Annotated in this window: 2 protein-coding genes; both read right to left on the reverse strand. The window is 35.3% G+C overall.

Annotated features, from left to right (window positions below):
* The coding region (locus tag FHL06_RS14095; RefSeq protein WP_337692584.1) for a Sir2 family NAD-dependent protein deacetylase at positions 1-268 on the reverse strand (268 nt) is incomplete at its 3' end.
* A 10-nt stretch (positions 269-278) separates the two neighbouring features.
* Positions 279-1,052: hypothetical protein (locus tag FHL06_RS14530; RefSeq protein WP_192918039.1), on the reverse strand; the 774-nt coding region annotated here is incomplete at its 5' end.

Below are 1,052 nucleotides of genomic sequence, written 5' to 3' on the forward strand. Positions count from 1 at the left end.
CCATCTTTTGATGAATAACATTAGGCTTGGCGTCTGGAAAATACATATTATGAACTACAAAATCATGAAAGATATCAGGGTGTTTGACTAAATTATCGTGACTGAGCATGTATTCCGGCGGGAAATCATACTTTTCTTTCTTATAAAGTCCATTCTTGGAACGATAATCAGGAATACCAGACGGTACAGACACCCCAGCACCAGTTAGAAAAGTTACAAACTTAGCTTGCGCCAATAGCTCCTTAAACTCTTCGACTTCTCTGGTCATAGACTTTCTCCTATCTGATTAGATATTTGATTCCTTGCTCGTCAAAAACTTCTTGTACTTTATATTGATAAAAAGCTTTATAAAATTCTGGTGTTACCTTTGACGGATCCAAATTCAAAGTTGCCACACTCTGACCATCATTAATAGCAATCAAAGCAAATCCATCTTTTCCAGTTGCACGATTTTTGTATTCAGAATGTTTGATCTGATAAGCTTGATTTAAACTCAAACGTAACTGACGTTTTGATACTACCGGAGTTATATTCAAGAGTGTATGAAAATGCAATCCTTGGTAACCATTAGAAATGATAATTTCATTATATGCATCCAGACTATTCACTAAAGCACGTCTAAATTGGAATGGAACTGACAAATCATTTTTCTCGGCAACTTCAACTAACTTATTAGCATATTTATATGACTTAGGAAACTCATTTTGCCAATCTGCATCCTTGCTATGCTCACCGAATATAATTCCATCAAACATAATTAAAGTGCGATAGAAGCGCATATTTGCCAAATCCAACTCTACTTTTGGATGTAAAGCAGCTTCTACGCCCTTCAAATATTCAGCCTTAATTTGATCGGTATATGTTCCGTCTTCTTTTTGCTTCTTTAAAACTGTTACATGTTCCAAAGTTTCAAAAACAGAGTTAGCAATTGCTAAAATACGACCGTCTAGATCTTCTTGACCTGTTGTTACTGCACAATCAATACTAGGTTCATCAGATAATTCCAATTCAATATGATGCAACTCGTGTGACAAGACAAAATCGCTGAATTT

It is taken from the genome of Companilactobacillus halodurans, from assembly GCF_009600985.1.
Classification (GTDB): Bacteria; Bacillota; Bacilli; order Lactobacillales; family Lactobacillaceae; genus Companilactobacillus; species Companilactobacillus halodurans.